This is a genomic window from Gemmobacter caeni (genome assembly GCF_003054195.1).
Classification (GTDB): domain Bacteria; phylum Pseudomonadota; class Alphaproteobacteria; order Rhodobacterales; family Rhodobacteraceae; genus Gemmobacter; species Gemmobacter caeni.
In genome coordinates, this window is sequence record NZ_QBKP01000004.1 from 94,297 (window position 1) to 109,411 (window position 15,115).

Below are 15,115 nucleotides of genomic sequence, written 5' to 3' on the forward strand. Positions count from 1 at the left end.
TGAGGTGGAGGTCGGCTTGCGCAAGGTTCTGGGGATCGGGGTGATGCTTCTGGGCGTCGCGGTGCTGGGGCTTTGGGCGAACAGTCACGAAGCGCCCGCCCTCCAAAGCCGGATCGCGGCGGGGGCGGCGCAGGTGGCTGGCGGATCGGTGCATGGTATTTCAACCATGGTCTCGGGGCGCGATATCAATATTGCCGGGCTGGCCGACAGCGCGGCCGAGCGGGATGCGCTGATGGCCGCTCTCAACAACGTGCCGGGCCGTCGTGTGGTGCGGGGCGAGTTGCAACTGCTGCCTGCCGTCTCGCCCTTTGAAACGGCTGTGTTCAAATCGGCGGAGGGCGGGCTTTCTGCCAGCGGGCATGTCCCGACCGAGAAGGCCCGCGCCCTGCTGACGCCGGCACTGGGCGAGGCGGCTTCGGCACTGGTCCTTGCTTCGGGCGCACCGGAGGGGCAGATGCCTGCCGTGATCGCGGGGATCGCGGCGCTTGGCCCGATGATTTCCGGCGCGGCGGAGGTCAGTGACGGCAAGCTGCACGTCTCGGGCGATGTTCTTGGGCCGGGGGAGCGGGGCGCTGTTCTGCTGGCGCTTGCGGGATTGCCGGAGGGCGCGGTTTCTCTGGATCTGACGCTGCGCGATGATGGCACGCCGCCCGACTGGACGCTGGATTATTCGGCGATGCAGGGCGCGGTCCTGACCGGCAAGCTGCCCAAGGGGCTGGAGGTCGCGGCAGTTGCGGGCGCGCTGGGGCTGGCGCGGATAGATAACGAGGCGAAATCTGCCCTGATCGGAGAGCCGATGCCTGAGGTCCCGGCAATTTTCGGGATCCTGAAGGGGTGGATGGCGGATTTTGAGCGGTTGCGTGTGCGAATCGGGCCGGGCGGCAGCCGCATCGAGGCCGGGTTTGGTGCCGGGGCCGACCGCGAGCTGATCTCCGGTCGGCTGGCCGAGGCGCTGGGGCCGGATGTGGCGCTGGATATCGACGTGGTGGAAAGTGAGGCACCGGAGGGGGCGGAGCGTATGAATGCCGCGACCGGGCAGGCGGAGCGGCTGTCGGCGGGCTATTGGCTGCCGGTTGCCAGTTTCGCGGCCGACCGGGCGAGTTGTCAGGCGCAGGCCGAAAACGTGCTGGAGGGGACGACGGTGAACTTCGTCACCGGCTCGGACCGGCTGGATGCCGACGCGCAACGGGTGCTGAACCGGCTTGCTGCGGTGATTGCCCCTTGTGCGGCGGTCGGGCTGAAGGCGGAAATCGGCGGGCATACCGATGCCTCGGGCGATCCGCTGGGCAATATCGCGCTGAGCCAGCGGCGGGCCGAGGCTGTGCGGGCCGCACTGGTGGCGCGTGGTGTGCCTGCGGCGATGTTGCGGGCCTGGGGCTACGGGGCCTCGCGCCCGGTGGCAGACAACGCGACGGATGAAGGCCGGGCCAGAAACCGGCGCACCACAGTGCTGTGGTCTGAGTGATCGGGACAGAGGAGAGCGGGTATGTTCAGGAACTGGGGGTTCCTTGTCGGTGAAATCTGGGTGCTGTTGCTGCTGGCCACTCTGGTTGGGCTGCTGGCGGGCTGGATCATCTGGGGGCGCCGCGCGCCGGTCACGGTGACCGTGGATGACGGCGCGGCCGACCGGCTGCGCCACAGCCTTGCCGCCTGCGAGGCGCAGGGGCGTGACCAGGCTTCACGCATCGCAGCCTTGACGGCAGATCTTGAGGCCGCGCGCCAGGCGACGATCAGGGCCGAGGCTTCTGCCATGGCCGCGCCTGCTGCGATGGCTGACCCGGGTCCGGCGGAGGCCAAGCGCCCGGAGGCGCTGTCGGCCCCCCGAAACGGCGCGGCAGATGATCTGAAGCTGATCAAGGGCGTCGGGCCGAAGCTGGAGGCGCTGCTGCACCGGCTGGGCTTCTATCACTTTGACCAGATCGCCAACTGGACGGCGGCGGAAATTGCCTGGGTGGACGAGAACCTTGAAGGCTTCAGGGGTCGCGTTACCCGCGATCAATGGGTGATTCAGGCGCGCGATCTGGCGGCTGGCCTGCCGCCGCGCCCCGGCGGCGAGGGATAAGATGAAAGGCCCGGATCGTTCTTCCGGGCCTTTACGATTTCAGGGTTTCAGATGCCGAACCCGCGCGCTCCATTCGATCGCCACGGCATGCAGGCGGTCTATGGACAGCTCGTTGCGTACTTCTTCCAGCATGCGCAGCTCAACTTCATTGAGCTGGCCGTCGGCGGCGGCCACGTCACAGGCCAGTGCATAGGCGGTTTCAAACAGCCGGTCGGGCAGGGCGTCGCGGATCAGGCCGAACAGCGCATCCAGCCCGTCCTCTTCCTCGAACAGGTCGAAGACAGTCTGCGCGACGGGGCGCAGGCGGTCGGTATCGTAGTCGGCGAAGACCGGCATGTGATTCACCATGCGTTGAATCGCCACCAGCTCGGAGGTGCGCATGTTCTCGTCCGAGGCGGAAACCGCGATCATCACGGCGACAAGAGCATCCTGCGGGGAAAGAGAGGCCGGTGTATCGGGCACGGGAGTCGTCCTTTGAACTGTATCGGCCCTGAGAATATTGACGCGGGGCAGGGGCGGCAATAGGACAGGCGGGTTCTGCGCGGGCATGGGGCCCGCAGTATGAAAGGATCCGCCGATGTCCGCCCTTCGTGACGCCGCGATGAAATCGAAAGCCTGGCCCTTTGAAGAGGCCCGCAAGATTCTCAAGCGGTATGAAAAGAAGGCGCCGGAAAAGGGCTACGTCCTGTTCGAGACGGGTTATGGCCCCTCGGGCCTGCCGCATATCGGCACCTTCGGCGAAGTGGCGCGCACCACGATGATCCGACGCGCGTTTGAGGTGATCAGCGACATTCCGACGCGGCTGATCTGCTTTTCCGACGATGTGGACGGTATGCGCAAGGTGCCGGAAAACGTGCCGAACCAGGAGATGCTGCATGCCAATATCCAGAAGCCGCTGACCTCGGTCCCTGATCCGTTCGGGGAATATGAGAGCTTTGGCCACCACAACAACGCGATGCTGCGGCGGTTCCTCGATACTTTCGGCTTCGAATACGAGTTCATCAGCGCGACCGAGTTCTATAAGTCCGGCCGCTTTGACGACACGCTGAAGCTGGCGACGGAACGCTATGACGCGATCATGGCGATCATGCTGAAATCGCTGCGCGAGGAGCGTCAGCAGACCTACAGCTGCTTCCTGCCGATCCACCCGGAAACCGGGCGGGTGCTGTATGTGCCGATGAAGAACGTCGATCCGGTGAATCACACCATCACCTTCGACGACGAGGATGGCCGCGAATGGACGCTGCCGGTGACGGGCGGCCATGTGAAACTGCAATGGAAGCCCGATTTCGGCGCCCGCTGGGCGGCGCTGGATGTGGACTTCGAGATGTATGGCAAGGACCACTCCACCAATACCCCGATCTATGACGGGATCTGCGAAGTGCTGGGTGGCAAGAAGCCGGAACACTTCACCTATGAGCTGTTCCTGGATGAGCACGGCCAGAAGATTTCGAAGTCAAAGGGCAACGGGCTGACCATCGACGAATGGCTGACCTATGCCTCGGCCGAAAGCCTGAGCTATTTCATGTATCAGAAGCCCAAGACGGCCAAGCGGCTGTGGTGGGATGTGATCCCGCGCGCGGTGGATGAATACCACCAGCAACTGCGCGCCTATCCGACGCAGGATGTGGACCAGCAGGTGAACAATCCGGTCTGGCACATCCATGGCGGCAACCCGCCGGAATCGAAGATGGTGGTGCCGTTCTCGATGCTGCTCAATCTCGCGAGCGTGGCCGGGGCGACGGATGCCAAGGGGCTGTGGGGCTTCATCAAGCGTTATGCGCCGGAGGCCAGCCCCGAGGGCAACCCGGATCTGGATGCGGCGGCGGGCTTCGCAGTGCGCTATTTCACCGACAAGATCGCGCCGACCCGTGTGTTCCGTCTGCCGACAGATCAGGAACGCGCGGCGATCATGGATCTGCGGGCGCGTCTGGTGGCGTGGGAAGGCGGGCTGGACGACGAGGCGCTGCAAAGCATGGTCTTTGCCGTCGGCAAGGAGCACGGGTTCGAGCCGCTGCGCGACTGGTTCAAGGCCCTTTACGAGGTCTTGCTGGGCGCCTCGGACGGGCCGCGCTTTGGGGGTTTCGTCGCACTTTACGGTGTCGGGGAGACCGTCGCGCTGATCGACCGCGGTCTTGCGGGCGAACTGGTGGCCTGAGGACGCGGTTTATCAAACGGGAAGGGCACGCCTTGGCGTGCCCTTTTGCATTCAGGCGACCTGCGCCCGCCAGAGCCGCCACCATTTGACCCAGAGCGCTGCCATTTCCTCGGGATCGCCGGCAAACAGGCGGGCGCCCAGCGGATAGGCTTCGACTTCGATACCAAGCTGCGCCTCGCGGCAGCGGGTCGCCACGGTCTCGCGCGCCTCGGGCTTGACGTCGCCCTCGGGCATGGCCGCGACATGTTCGGCCAGAACCTCGAAATCATGGTGCTGGCCCAGCATTTCCCCCAGCATATCGGCGGAGGTGACGAAAGGGCGCATGACATCGCGCCAGACCGGCTGGAACAGCCGCGCCTGATACCAGAAATCCTTGGCCCGTTTGCGCCAGTCGTGCAGCGCCTCGGCCCCGCCGCTGTCACGGGCCTCGCGCATCGCCTGGCGGGCGCGTTCGCGTGTGTCGGCCAGCCCTGTGGTCAGGATGCTGCGATCTGAACCCGAAAGCTCCCAGTTTTCGACGCGCAAGGACAGCGACGCGAAGAATTCACCCAGATCCGGGGGCGGGGCGGTGGCGACGGCGGCTTCGGCCACCAGCTGCGCGCGCAGTGCCCCCAGCGCCGGGGACGGATCATCGCCCGCGATCATGTCGAAGGTCTTCAGCCGGGTTGCGGCATCGCGCTGGGCCGCAAGCTGGCGCGCGGCGTCCCGCAGCAGCACATTCTCGGCCGGTTGCACGCGGCGCAGGCCGCTGCGGGTCAGCCGCAGCAGGGCGCGCAACTTCTTGATCCGCTTGCGGATGTCGTGCACTGCCTTGGGGTCAAGCGGCTCCGCGCTGTCCAGATGGCTGCGCAGGGGCGCGATCTCGGCCAGGGCGATGCGGCGCAGGCTGTCCTGCAACGATCCGTCGGCGAGATCGAATTGATAGGTCGTCATGGGGGCTCCGGTCCGGCAGAACTGCCTTGTCGCCCCGACCTAACCGGCAGTTGTAACCATGATATGACGGTTTTGTAACGGCGGCGGAACCCTGCCGATGCAGACTGTTGCGCGCGGGGTGCCTGCTACGCGCGGCGGCCACAGCCCGGATTAACCCCGTCTTGCTACCCCTGTGCCCGGTATGCGCGGCAGGCGCGGGAACAAAGGCGAGGGTCTGAGATGAACAAGGCGATTACCGATGGTCTGGTGCTGATGCCGCCGCCGTTTTCGGCCGGGCTGAACCAGTGGTCGCGCGAGGATGGCACGCCGGGCACCGCGACCTATGCCGGGCAGCCCAACGCGGCGCTGGTGCCGTCCGATCAGGATTTCGCAGGCTGTCTGGAATTGCAGAAGGCCGAAACGGTTCAGCGTCTGCGCTACATGGGGCAGACGCCCATCGAGCCGGGGCTGTATCTGCGGGTCACCGCGCGGGTGAAAGCGGTGGCGGGCAGCATGCCCTCGGTGCGCATCGCGGCCTATGCCGGGCGGGCGAACGGCAGTGCGGTCGGGGTGCCGTTGACCGGCCCCTCGGTCGCGCTGACCAGCTATGGTCAGGTTGTGACGGTCAGTGCGATCATCGGATCGGGCAACCGGCAGGGGGTCGACATGGTCTGGGGTGTCGAGCCTGTCTATGGCCATTTCGGCCTGGACCTGACCGGCGCCAGTGGCGGTGTGGTGCGGATTGACGATCTGGTCATCGAGGATGTCACGGATGTCTTTCATCGCAAGATGATCGACGTTGTGGATGTGCGGGATTACGGCGCCATCGGCGATGGCAGCACGAATGACGCGGCGGCTTTCGGCGCTGCGGATGCGGCGGCGAACGGGCGCACCGTTCTGGTATCCGAGGGCACCTATCGCCTCACTGGCAATTTTACCTTCAACAATCCGGTGCGGTTCGACGGCAAGCTGTCGATGCCTGCCAATGCGAGGCTGACCTGTACGCAGAACTATGATCTGAATACCTACGCTGCCGCTTTCGGTGGCGAGCTGGAGGGGTTCAGGCGCGGTCTTCAGACCCTGTTCTATTTCACCGATCATGTCGTATTCGACCTGTCAGGCCGTAAGGTGGATGTGACCGGCCCCATCGACGTCGCGGCGCTCTGCGGTCTGACCAGCCTGTCGAGCCGCCGTGTCCTGACCAATGGTCAGCTTTCGGCGACGAGTTCGGCAAACTGGGACAGTGATACCGTGACCTCGGTCGCCACCTACAACAGCAGCAATTCGACCCGGCTGACCAATGTGGCCAATGTGGCGAACATTCCGGTGGGCGCGCGGGTTTCGGGCACCGGGGTCGGGCGCGAGGTCTATGTGACCTCCCGGAATGTCGGGAGCGGCACGGTTACACTGTCGTCGTCTCTGTGGGGGGCGGATGGCACGCGCACTTTTACCTTCGAGCGTTACAAGTACCTGCTGGATTTCTCGGGGTTCGACAATCTCTCGCGGTTCGAGATTACCGATATCGACTTCGCCTGTTCCGGCCGGTCCAGCGCGATCATGCTGCCCTCGGGCGGGCTGACCTTCCGCATCGCGGATTGTGTTTTCACCGGGCCGAAGGATCGCGGGATCACTTCGATCGGGGATGGCTGTTCCGGGCTGATCGTGGAGCAATGCCAGTTCCTGTCCAACGAACAGGGGATGGCGGCACAGAACCGCAGCAGCATCGCGCTGAACGCCAATGCCAATGATGTGAAACTGCGCTACAACCGCGTGGTGCGCTTTGCGCATTTCGCCGTGTTGGGCGGTGGTGGCAACATGGTGTTGGGCAATCACTTCTTTCAGGGCGACGACCAGACCAACGGGCTGCGTCAGGCCGGGATCGTCTTTACCAACACCAACTGCCGGTCGATTGTCTCGGACAATTACATCGACAATTGCTGGATCGAATGGTCGAACGAGCATGACCCGGCGCCGGAATTCAGTGGGGAATACTCGTTCGGCGGGCTGTCCATCACGTCGAACACCTTCATGTGCATCGACGTGGCGCCGTCCTTCCGATGGGTCGTGGTGCGGCCGCGCGGGCCGGGGCATTTCCTGAACGGGTTTTCGATGACCGGCAATGTGTTCCGCGCGGTGAACGGCACGATCGACCGGGTGGAGAAGGTCGATACCACGCAAGCGGGGCTGGACCATGACCGCGCGGTCAATGTGGCTGTGACCGGCAATGTGTTTCACGGCATCAGCCAGCCCTGCCACAATCCGGTGATCCTGAGCCATAACGAGAACACCGCCGCACGGACCTGGACCGTCGCGGCGAAGGACTGGTTTCCCTTCGGCGGCAAGGCGCTGCGGGCTCTGGCAGTCATGGCGGACGGGCCTTTGCGCGACAGCGGCAACAGCATCACCTACGCGGCACCCTATGCCGAGACGGCGCAGGGGTCCGGTGGTGGCAGTGTCGATCTGAAATGGGCCGAGCCGCTGAAAGGGACCGTGGTCGTCACCTTGCGCAGCGACCGGCCGATGTGACGCGGCCTCAGCGCAGATCCTCGGGCGACAGGCGGAAGGCGCGGGCGAAGCCACCGTTCAGCAACGCGCCTTCCGGTTCCAGCCGCAGAAAGGCGAAATCGGGGAAGTCGATGTAAAGTTTCGCCTTGGGATGCACAGCCAGCCAGTGATCGCGCAGCGCCGGGTAATCGGCACCTGCGCGATCCACCGGGCGGGCGGTGATGCGCAGCATCAGGCGCGGGTGGGTCAGCGGGTCGCCCTTGTCGCCCGGCTCGCCCACCATCACGGCGGCCTGCGGATTCTGCTCCAGTGCGGGGCGATGCGCGGCAAGCGAAGATACCAGCGTCAGCGGGCAGCCATCGGGCGCAAGGCCAAAGGCGATGCGGCTGATCCCCGGCGTTCCGGTCACCAGATCGGTATAGGCCAGCGCGGCATGCCGGGCGTTGGCCAGCAGGTCACGCGCAAGGGCGCGGGCATCGTCATCGGCGGGCTGCACGGGATCTGGACGGGGTTGCGACATAGAGCCTCCGGGGAACTGGGCAGGTGTTGACAGGGACCGGGTCGCGGGCGTTTGCTGGCTGCATCCTTCGCTACAGGCCCGAGATGCACAGTTCAAGCCAGCCCGATGTCGCGGGCCCCAATCCGTTTCTTCCGAAGATCGTGACTGTCCTGCGCGAGGGGTATGGCCCTGCCGATCTGCGCGCCGATGCGCTGGCCGGGCTGACCGTGGCCATTGTGGCGCTGCCGCTCTCCATGGCCATTGCCATCGCCAGCGGTGTGGGGCCGGAGCGTGGGCTGTATACCGCGATTGTCGGCGGTTTCCTCGTCTCGGCGCTGGGCGGGTCGCGGCACCAGATCGGCGGGCCGGCAGGGGCGTTTATCGTGCTGGTATCTGCCTGTGTGGCGACAACCGGACTTTCGGGCCTGATCCTCGCCACCATCCTTTCCGGCGTGATCCTCGCGGCGGCGGGACTGCTGCGGCTGGGCACCTATATTCGCTTCATTCCCTATCCGGTCACCGTGGGCTTTACCGCTGGGATCGCCGTCATCATCTTTTCCAGCCAGATCAAGGATCTGTTCGGGCTTGCCCTGACCGGGCCGGAACCGGCCGAGATCCTGCGCAAGCTGGCTGCGCTATGGGAGGCGCGGGGCAGCCTGAGCGGCGCGGCGGTGGCGGTCAGCCTTGGCACCATCGCGGTGATCGAAGGGATCAAGCGGTTCGCGCCGCGCCTGCCCGGCATGTTGATCGCGGTGGCGCTGGCCAGTGTGGCCGCAGCGGCAGGCCTGCCGGTTGAAACCATTGCCGAGCGGTTTGGCGAGTTGCCGCGCGTGCTGCCGGTGCCAGCGTTGCCGACGATCAATTCTGACACTGTGATGGCTGCGCTGCCCTGGGCGGCCAGTTTCGCGCTGCTGGGGGCAATTGAATCGCTGCTGTCCGCCGTGGTGGCCGACGGGATGACCGGCCGCCAGCACCGCGCCAATGCAGAGCTGCTGGCGCAGGGCATGGCCAATATCGGGGCGGGGCTGTTTGGTGGCTTCTGCGTCACCGGGACCATTGCGCGCACTGCAACCAATGTGCGCGCGGGATCGCGTGGCCCGGTGTCGGGGATGCTGCATGCGCTGTTCCTGCTGTTGTTCCTGATGATCGCGGCGCCACTGGCCGGATATATCCCCCTGGCCGCGCTCGCCGGAGTTCTGGCGGTGGTGGCGTGGAACATGGCAGAGAAGCATGAGTTCGCAGCCCTGGTGCGGGGATCGCGGGCCGATGCGGCCATCGTTCTCGTCACTTTCCTTCTGGTGGTGTTCCGCGACCTGACCGAAGGCATCGTCGTTGGCTTTGCCATGGCGGGGCTCGTCTTCGTGAAGCGCATGTCCGATATGGCGGGCGTTCATCCGCTGGCCGATGCCCCGGTGGATGCGGCGCGCGACGATTTGCTGGTTTATCGCCTTTCAGGTCCGTTCTTCTTTGGCGCCGCCGCGCAGCTTGGCTCGGTGCTGGACCGGATTGCCGATGTGCCGCGCAGCATCGTGGTCGATTTTACCGCCGTTCCGCTGATAGACAGTTCGGGTGCCCGCTCGCTGGGCCTGCTGGCGCGCAAGGTGGCGCGGCGGGGCGGACGACTGTGGTTCACCGGAACCAGCCCCGAAATCCGCCGCGTGCTGCTGGCACAGGGGTTGGACGCCCCCGAGGTGGAGTATCTGCCCGACATGGCCGGCGTCGAGGCGGTTCTGGCGCAGGACGCCCCGCAGCCCTGATTCGTTCTTCCCGCTGCTTGTTTTTGCGACCTGCCGCATCCTGTGGCGGGACGTTACGTCACGTCGTCTGACGTATCACGGAGCTGTGAAGGGATAGATTGTTGAAACCTAATGGCAAATTCCCGTCGCTCTCTGGTTGATTTACAGATTTCAGAATGATCAAGTTAAATAATTTACATAAAAAACCAATACACAAAAGGGGTTACGCGAATGTGTTGCTTTGGTTTACAATGCCCAAAGGGATGGAGGTGCCCCGCAGGCCAGGCGGGGTGACCGGCTTTATGCAAGAGGGGGAGAGCCCATGACCCAGCAGCCCGCCGATATCGCGCAAATCGTGCGCGAGGTGCCCACGGATTTTGACAAGGCGCACGCCGACACTGCCAGGTATCGGGCGATGTATGCCGAATCCATTGATGACCCGGATGCGTTCTGGGGGCGCGAGGGGCAGCGGCTCGACTGGATCAAGCCCTATACCAAGGTGAAGAATACCGATTTCACCTTTGGCAAGGTCAATATCAAGTGGTTCGAGGACGGCGTGCTGAACGCCTCGGTCAACTGCATCGACCGTCACCTGAAAGACCGTGCGCTGCAAACCGCGATCATCTGGGAGCCCGATGATCCGAAAACCCCGGCGCTGCACATCACCTACAAGGAACTGTCCGAAAAGGTGAACCGTATGGCCAACGTCCTGCTGTCGCAGGGCGTGATGCGCGGTGACCGTGTGGTGATCTATCTGCCGATGATCCCCGAGGCCGCCTATGCCATGCTGGCCTGCGCCCGGATCGGGGCCATCCACTCCATCGTCTTTGCCGGGTTCTCGCCCGATGCGCTTGCGAACCGCATCAACGATTGCGGCGCCAAGCTGGTGATCACCGCCGATACCGCGCCGCGCGGCGGCAAGCGCACGCCGCTGAAATCCAATACCGATGCGGCACTGCTGCATTGCTCGGACAAGGTGCGCTGCCTGGTGGTCAAGCATACCGGCGACCAGATCACCTGGATTCAGGGCCGCGATGTCGACGTCAAGCTGATGATGGATATGGTGAGCCCGGAATGCCCGCCGCGGCCGATGGGGGCGGAAGATCCGCTGTTCATCCTTTACACCTCCGGCTCGACCGGGAAGCCGAAGGGCGTGGTGCATACGACGGGTGGCTATCTCGTCTATGCTTCGATGACGCATCAATACACTTTCGACTATCAGGAAGGTGACGTGTTCTGGTGTACGGCCGATGTGGGCTGGGTTACCGGGCACAGCTACATCGTCTATGGCCCGCTGGCCAATGGCGCGACGACCGTGATGTTCGAGGGCGTGCCGACCTTCCCCGATGCCGGACGGTTCTGGGAAGTCTGCGAAAAGCATGCGGTGACGCAGTTCTACACCGCGCCGACCGCCATCCGGTCGCTGATGGGCATGGGCGCGGAATGGGTTGAGAAGTATGACCTGTCGAAGCTGCGTATTCTTGGATCGGTGGGCGAGCCGATCAACCCCGAGGCCTGGGCCTGGTATGACGCCCATGTCGGCAAGGGAAAATGCCCCATCGTCGACACCTTCTGGCAGACGGAAACCGGCGGTCACATGATCACCCCGCTGCCCTATGCCACCGCGACCAAGCCGGGTTCGGCGACGCTGCCCTTCTTCGGGGTGAAGCCGGTGGTTCTGGATGCCGCAACCGCCAAACGTCAGGACGAGGTGGAAACCGAGGGCGTCCTGTGCATCTCGGACAGCTGGCCGGGACAGATGCGCACGCTCTGGGGCGACCATGACCGCTTCCAGGAAGCCTATTTCGCCCAGTATCGCGGCTATTACTTCACGGGCGACGGCTGCCGCCGCGACAAGGACGGCTATATCTGGATCACCGGCCGGGTGGATGACGTGATCAACGTCTCCGGTCATCGGATGGGCACCGCAGAAGTGGAAAGCGCGCTGGTGGCCCATGCCGCCGTGGCCGAGGCCGCCGTGGTCGGCTTCCCGCATGACATCAAGGGGCAGGGCATCTACGCCTATGTCACCCTGATGAACGGAATCGAACCGTCCGAGGATCTGCGCAAGGATCTGGTGAAATGGGTCCGCACCGAGATCGGCCCCATCGCCTCGCCCGATATCATCCAGTGGGCGCCGGGCCTGCCGAAAACCCGCTCGGGCAAGATCATGCGCCGCATCCTGCGCAAGATCGCCGAAAACGACTTCGGCGCGCTGGGGGATACCTCGACGCTGGCCGATCCGTCGGTCGTTGACGATCTGATCGCCAACCGCGGCAACAAGGGCTGATACGCATGACCGACGCCACGACCCTGACGCGCCCCGCCGTCCTGATCCTTCTTGGGCCTCCGGGGGCCGGGAAGGGCACGCAGGCCCGCATGCTGGAAGAGGATTTCGGGCTGGTGCAGCTTTCGACCGGCGATCTTCTGCGCGCCGCCGTTGCGGCGGGCACCGAGGCGGGCAAGCGTGCCAAGGCGGTGATGGAGGCGGGACAGCTCGTGTCTGACGAGATCGTGCTGGCGATCCTGAAGGACCGCATGGCGCAGCCCGATGTGGCGCGCGGCATCATCCTTGACGGCTTTCCCCGCACTGCGGGGCAGGCCGCCGCGCTGGACGATCTGCTGGGCGCAACCGGCCAGAAGGTTACCGCCGCCATCAGCCTTGACGTCGATGACGAGGCGATGGTGGGCCGGGTCTCCGGCCGCTACACCTGCGCCGGCTGCGGCGAGGGGTATCACGACGAATTCAAGCAGCCCGCCGTTGTGGGCACTTGCGACAAATGCGGCGGCACGGCGTTCAAGCGCCGGGCCGACGACAATGCCGAGACGGTGCGCGAGAGGCTGTCCGCCTATCATGCCCAGACGGCGCCGCTGATCGCCTATTACGATGACCGGGGGGTTCTGGAACGGATCGACGCGATGGGTGCCATCGACCAGATCCGCGGAACGCTTTCGGCCATCGTGACGCGCGTTTCGGCATAAGGGAGGCCCGCATCCCTCGGGGAAGGGGGGCGGGACGGATAAACACTCAGGGAGTAGCACTCATGGCGGACAAGTCCTCGTCGAATGCCTACTGGGCCGCGAACATCCGCACGATCATGATCTATCTGGTCGTCTGGTTCGTCTGCTCGTTCGGCTTCGGCATCCTTCTGCGTCCGATGCTCGCGGGCATCAAGATCGGCGGCACCGATCTGGGCTTCTGGTTTGCCCAGCAAGGATCGATCCTCGTCTTTCTGGTTCTCAACTTCGCCTATGCCGCGCGGATGAACAAACTCGACCGCCAGTACGGCGTGGAAGAATAAGGGAGCACCGGGAAACATGGATCAGTTTACCCTCAACCTCCTAGTGGTGGGCGCGACCTTCGTGCTCTACTTCGGGATCGCGATCTGGGCCCGTGCCGGCTCGACCGCCGAATTCTACGCAGCGGGCGGCGGCGTTCACCCGATCGCCAACGGCATGGCAACCGGCGCTGACTGGATGTCGGCGGCCTCGTTCATCTCGATGGCCGGGATCATCGCCTTCGGTGGCTACGATACTTCGGCCTATCTGATGGGCTGGACCGGCGGCTATGTGCTGCTTGCGATGCTGCTCGCGCCCTACCTGCGCAAGTTCGGCAAGTTCACCGTGCCGGAATTCATCGGTGACCGTTTCTATTCGGGCTCCGCGCGGTTCATCGGCGTGCTTTGCCTTCTCATCATCTCGATCACCTATGTGATCGGGCAGATGTCGGGTGTGGGTGTTGCCTTCTCGCGCTTCCTCGAAGTGTCCAACGCGACCGGCCTCTACATCGGCGCCGCCGTGGTGTTCGCCTATGCCGTGCTTGGCGGCATGAAGGGCATCACCTACACGCAGGTTGCGCAGTACATCGTGCTGATCATCGCCTATACCATTCCGGCGATCTTCATCTCGCTGCAACTGACCGGCAACCCGATCCCGGCGCTGGGCCTGTTCTCGAACGAGGTTCACACCGGCCAGCCGCTGCTGCAAACCCTGGACCAGATCGTGACCGACCTGGGCTTCAAGTCCTATACCGAACAGTCCGACACCACGCTGAACATGTTCCTGTTCACCATGTCGCTGATGATCGGTACCGCGGGCCTTCCGCACGTCATCGTCCGCTTCTTCACCGTGCCGAAGGTTTCGGACGCGCGGTCGTCGGCGGGCTGGGCGCTGGTGTTCATCGCGCTGCTGTATCTCACCGCCCCGGCGGTTGCGGCCATGGCGCGTCTGAACCTGATCAACACCTTCTACCCGAACGGCCTGACCTCGGCCCCGGTCTCGATGGCCGATGTCGAAACCAAGGAAGAGCTGAAGTGGGTGAAGAACTGGGCCACCACCGGGCTGCTGAAGGTCACCGACCTGAACGGCGACGGGCTGATCCAGTACTACAATGACGGCGCCACCGCGCTGGCCACCAAACTGGCCGATGCGAAGAAAGCCGGGAACGAGGCCGCAATCGCCGAGGCGCAGGCCGCCTTCGACGCCAAGGTTGCCGAAACCGCCGCCAAGATGGCCGAGAAGAACCCGCAAGCTGCCGACTGGAAGGGCAACGAGCTGACCGTGAACAACGACATCATGGTGCTCGCCAACCCGGAAATCGCCAACCTGCCGGGCTGGGTCATCGCGCTGGTTGCTGCCGGTGGTCTGGCTGCCGCGCTGTCGACCGCTGCGGGTCTGCTGATGGCCATTTCCTCGGCCGTGTCGCATGACCTGATCAAGGGCCAGCTCAACCCCGGCATCTCGGAAAAGGGCGAGCTTCTGGCAGCCCGTATCTCGATGGCTGTCGCGATCGCTGTGGCGACCTGGCTGGGCCTGAACCCGCCCGGCTTTGCGGCGCAGACCGTGGCGCTGGCCTTCGGTGTGGCCGCCGCAACGATCTTCCCGGCGCTGATGATGGGCATTTTCTCCAAGCGCATCAACGCGCAAGGGGCCATCGCGGGTATGCTGGTGGGTCTGATCGTGACTGTGGTCTACATCTTCCTGCACAAAGGCTGGTTCTTCGTCGCCGATACCGCGTCCTATTCGGACAGCGCGCCGATGATCCTGTCGATCAAATCGACCTCCTTCGGTGCGGTGGGTGCCCTGATCAACTTCATCGTGGCCTTCGCGGTGTCGAAAGCAACGGCGGCCCCGCCCGCCCATGTGCAGGATCTGGTGGAATCGATCCGCATTCCGAAAGGCGCCGGTGTGGCCCAGTCGCACTGAGCAGGCAAGGTTCTGCGGGCTTGATCTGGCGCATTGCG

General features: G+C 64.5%; 12 protein-coding genes. 9 read left to right on the forward strand and 3 right to left on the reverse strand.

Features of this window, described 5'->3' with window-relative positions:
- Positions 1-16: 16 nt before the first annotated feature.
- Positions 17-1,465: an OmpA family protein gene (locus C8N34_RS27110; RefSeq protein ID WP_145693592.1), complete on the forward strand. Its 1,449-nt coding sequence runs from the start codon at positions 17-19 to the stop codon at positions 1,463-1,465.
- Between the two features lie 21 nt (positions 1,466-1,486).
- Positions 1,487-2,062: a hypothetical protein gene (locus C8N34_RS27225; RefSeq protein WP_108128409.1), complete on the forward strand. Its 576-nt coding sequence runs from the start codon at positions 1,487-1,489 to the stop codon at positions 2,060-2,062.
- Between the two features lie 39 nt (positions 2,063-2,101).
- Here the strand turns inward: C8N34_RS27225 and C8N34_RS07840 are convergent, their stop codons facing one another.
- The gene (locus C8N34_RS07840) at positions 2,102-2,524 is read right to left on the reverse strand and encodes a tellurite resistance TerB family protein (RefSeq protein ID WP_054301590.1); all 423 of its coding nucleotides are present in this window, start codon (positions 2,522-2,524) and stop codon (positions 2,102-2,104) included.
- 115 nt (positions 2,525-2,639) lie between these two features.
- Here C8N34_RS07840 and C8N34_RS07845 point away from each other — a divergent pair, with 115 nt between their 5' ends.
- Complete coding sequence (locus C8N34_RS07845; protein WP_054301589.1) at positions 2,640-4,220, forward strand: lysine--tRNA ligase; 1,581 nt, start codon at positions 2,640-2,642, stop codon at positions 4,218-4,220.
- 51 nt (positions 4,221-4,271) lie between these two features.
- Here the strand turns inward: C8N34_RS07845 and C8N34_RS07850 are convergent, their stop codons facing one another.
- Positions 4,272-5,153, reverse strand: coding sequence for a CHAD domain-containing protein (locus C8N34_RS07850; protein WP_054301588.1), 882 nt, complete (start codon positions 5,151-5,153; stop codon positions 4,272-4,274).
- Between the two features lie 219 nt (positions 5,154-5,372).
- On the opposite strand from C8N34_RS07850, the gene C8N34_RS07855 reads away from it, so the two are divergent.
- A complete protein-coding gene (locus C8N34_RS07855) occupies positions 5,373-7,658 on the forward strand; it encodes a glycosyl hydrolase family 28-related protein (RefSeq protein ID WP_108128410.1) in 2,286 nt (761 codons plus the stop codon).
- Between the two features lie 7 nt (positions 7,659-7,665).
- On the opposite strand, the gene C8N34_RS07860 is transcribed toward C8N34_RS07855, so the two are convergent.
- A complete protein-coding gene (locus C8N34_RS07860; protein WP_108128411.1) occupies positions 7,666-8,157 on the reverse strand; it encodes a HugZ family pyridoxamine 5'-phosphate oxidase in 492 nt (163 codons plus the stop codon).
- Between the two features lie 83 nt (positions 8,158-8,240).
- On the opposite strand from C8N34_RS07860, the gene C8N34_RS07865 reads away from it, so the two are divergent.
- The 5 genes from C8N34_RS07865 to C8N34_RS07885 all read left to right on the forward strand — a co-directional run bounded on the left by C8N34_RS07865 (position 8,241) and on the right by C8N34_RS07885 (position 15,077).
- Entirely contained in the window at positions 8,241-9,893 is a 1,653-nt protein-coding gene (locus C8N34_RS07865) for a SulP family inorganic anion transporter (protein ID WP_108128412.1), read from the forward strand.
- Between the two features lie 301 nt (positions 9,894-10,194).
- Positions 10,195-12,162, forward strand: coding sequence for an acetate--CoA ligase (gene acs / locus C8N34_RS07870; protein WP_108128413.1), 1,968 nt, complete (start codon positions 10,195-10,197; stop codon positions 12,160-12,162).
- 5 nt (positions 12,163-12,167) lie between these two features.
- Positions 12,168-12,854, forward strand: a complete 687-nt coding sequence (locus tag C8N34_RS07875; RefSeq protein WP_054301583.1) for an adenylate kinase — start codon at positions 12,168-12,170, stop codon at positions 12,852-12,854.
- A 62-nt stretch (positions 12,855-12,916) separates the two neighbouring features.
- On the forward strand, positions 12,917-13,174 hold the full coding sequence (locus C8N34_RS07880; RefSeq protein ID WP_108128414.1) for a DUF4212 domain-containing protein: 258 nt from the start codon (positions 12,917-12,919) through the stop codon (positions 13,172-13,174).
- Between the two features lie 16 nt (positions 13,175-13,190).
- On the forward strand, positions 13,191-15,077 hold the full coding sequence (locus C8N34_RS07885) for a sodium:solute symporter family protein (protein WP_054301581.1): 1,887 nt from the start codon (positions 13,191-13,193) through the stop codon (positions 15,075-15,077).
- Positions 15,078-15,115 lie beyond the last annotated feature (38 nt).

Bases quoted from the DNA above. Each gene is read 5' to 3' on its own strand.
- C8N34_RS27225 (WP_108128409.1), top strand. From the start codon at position 1,487: ATGTTCAGGAACTGGGGGTTCCTTGTCGGTGAAATCTGGGTGCTGTTG.
- C8N34_RS07845 (WP_054301589.1), top strand. From the start codon at position 2,640: ATGTCCGCCCTTCGTGACGCCGCGATGAAATCGAAAGCCTGGCCCTTT.
- C8N34_RS07850 (WP_054301588.1), bottom strand. From the start codon at position 5,153: ATGACGACCTATCAATTCGATCTCGCCGACGGATCGTTGCAGGACAGC.
- C8N34_RS07855 (WP_108128410.1), top strand. From the start codon at position 5,373: ATGAACAAGGCGATTACCGATGGTCTGGTGCTGATGCCGCCGCCGTTT.
- C8N34_RS07860 (WP_108128411.1), bottom strand. From the start codon at position 8,157: ATGTCGCAACCCCGTCCAGATCCCGTGCAGCCCGCCGATGACGATGCC.
- C8N34_RS07865 (WP_108128412.1), top strand. From the start codon at position 8,241: ATGCACAGTTCAAGCCAGCCCGATGTCGCGGGCCCCAATCCGTTTCTT.
- acs (WP_108128413.1), top strand. From the start codon at position 10,195: ATGACCCAGCAGCCCGCCGATATCGCGCAAATCGTGCGCGAGGTGCCC.
- C8N34_RS07875 (WP_054301583.1), top strand. From the start codon at position 12,168: ATGACCGACGCCACGACCCTGACGCGCCCCGCCGTCCTGATCCTTCTT.
- C8N34_RS07880 (WP_108128414.1), top strand. From the start codon at position 12,917: ATGGCGGACAAGTCCTCGTCGAATGCCTACTGGGCCGCGAACATCCGC.
- C8N34_RS07885 (WP_054301581.1), top strand. From the start codon at position 13,191: ATGGATCAGTTTACCCTCAACCTCCTAGTGGTGGGCGCGACCTTCGTG.